At 67.7% G+C, this 1,784-nt stretch carries 3 protein-coding genes; all 3 read right to left on the bottom strand.

Annotated elements, in window-relative coordinates; genetic code table 11:
• The coding region (locus HXY34_14215) for a sugar nucleotide-binding protein (GenBank protein NWF97289.1) at nt 1–504 on the bottom strand (504 nt) is incomplete at its 3' end.
• Nucleotides 505–532: 28 nt separating this feature from the next.
• Nucleotides 533–1,543 (bottom strand): dTDP-glucose 4,6-dehydratase, encoded by a 1,011-nt coding sequence (gene rfbB, locus HXY34_14210; GenBank protein ID NWF97288.1) that lies wholly within the window; start codon nt 1,541–1,543, stop codon nt 533–535.
• Nucleotides 1,540–1,784: hypothetical protein (locus HXY34_14205; protein NWF97287.1), on the bottom strand; the 245-nt coding region annotated here is incomplete at its 5' end. The genes rfbB and HXY34_14205, both read right to left, overlap by 4 nt.

The raw sequence follows: 1,784 nt of genomic DNA, 5'->3' as shown, positions 1-1,784 counted from the left end.
CACCACCCGCAGCTCGTCGTCCCGGGCCGCCAGCCCCAGGATCGTCCGTACGAAGTTGCGGCCCTGGGCCGCGAACAGCCAGCTCGTACGCACAATCACATGATCGCCAAGGGCCTCACGCACCCGGCGCTCACCTTCGGCCTTGCTTCGCCCGTAGACGCTGAGCGGGTTGATCGCGTCCCCGGGTACGTAGGGCACCCGCTTGCGGCCATCAAAGACGAAATCCGTGCTCACCTGTACCAGGCGGGCACCGTGCTCCAGGCAGCTTCGGGCCAGGTTGCCCGGCCCCTCGGCGTTGACCGCCCAGGCCAGCTCCTGGTGACGCTCGCATCCGTCCACGTCGGTGTAGGCGGCGGCGTTGATCACCAGCGTCGGGGCCAGCCGGCCGATCAGCCCGTCCGTCGCCGCCGCATCGCTGATGTCCACCGCGGGCAGGTCCACCGCGTGCAGGGTCACCATCGGCAGTTGCCGACCGCACAGCCGGACCAACTCGCGGCCCAACATGCCCGCGGCCCCGACCACGCAGATGCTCTCAGGCGTGGGCATACTGCCGGGCGTAGTAGGCCAGGTATTCCTTGTTCTTGACCCGCCGCCACCAGCCTTGGTTGGCCTGGTACCAGGCCACCGTCTCGGCCAGTCCGGCCTCGAACTGGACCCGCGGCCGCCAGCCCAGCTCGCCCTCGATCTTGCCCGTGTCCACCGCGTAGCGGCGGTCGTGACCCGGACGGTCGGGCACCGGCTGAATCATGGATTCGTCCTGGCCCAGCAGCTCCAGCAGCAGCCGGGTGATCTCCAGGTTGCTGCGCTCGTTGTTGCCCCCGACGTTGTAGACCTCGCCAGGACGCCCACGCCGCGCCACCAACCGGATCGCCCGGCAGTGGTCGCTGACGTGTATCCAGTCGCGGATGTTCAGACCGTCCCCGTAGAGCGGGACCTTGCGGCCTTCCAGCAGGTTGGTGATGAACAGCGGAATCAGCTTCTCAGGGAACTGGTAAGGCCCGTAGTTGTTCGAGCAACACGTGACCACCCCCGGCAACCCATAGGTGTGGTGGTAGGCCAGTACCAGCATGTCCGCCGCCGCTTTGGAGGCGCTGTACGGGCTGTTCGGCCGCCGAGGGCCAGTCTCGCTGAACTTGCCCGTCGGCCCCAGCGAGCCGTAGACCTCGTCGGTCGAAACCTGCACGAAACGCCCCACCTCGCCGCGGCGGGTCTCGTCCAGCAGCACCTGTACGCCCTGCACGTTGGTGCGGATAAACTCCCCGCAGCCCATGATGCTGCGGTCCACGTGGGTCTCGGCGGCGAAGTTGACCAGCACCTCCACCCCGTCGCCCAGTACCTCCCTCACCGCCTGCGGGTCGCAGATGTCCCCGCGCACGAAGCGGAACCGCCCGCAGGCCTGGCAATCCTCCAGATTCTCAAGGTTCCCGGCATAGCTCAGGGCATCAAAGCCGATCACCATCGCCCCGGGCTCCTCCTCCAGAAGCTGGCGCACGAAGTTGCTGCCGATGAAGCCCGCCGCCCCGGTGACCAGCCAGGTGCTCATCCCGCCGCCGCCTCCAAGAGCATGGCCGGCGATTCGCCATCCAGGTGATTCGCGCCGCCCGTGGCCACCAGGTTGCTGGCCCGGTGCAGCGACTCAAAGGTGCCCGCATCGGTCCACCAGCCGTCCAGGATCTCGTAGCTCATGGTCCCCTGGGCGATGTAGGCGTTGTTCACGTCAGTGATCTCCAGCTCGCCCCGGCCCGACGGCTTCAGCCCGCGGATGATGTCGAACACCTGGGAGT

It is taken from the genome of Candidatus Thorarchaeota archaeon (assembly GCA_013388835.1).
Lineage (GTDB): Archaea > Asgardarchaeota > Thorarchaeia > Thorarchaeales > Thorarchaeaceae > JACAEL01.
The sequence above is the reverse complement of the archived record's forward strand: the minus strand, read 5'-3'. Positions and strand labels throughout refer to the sequence as shown.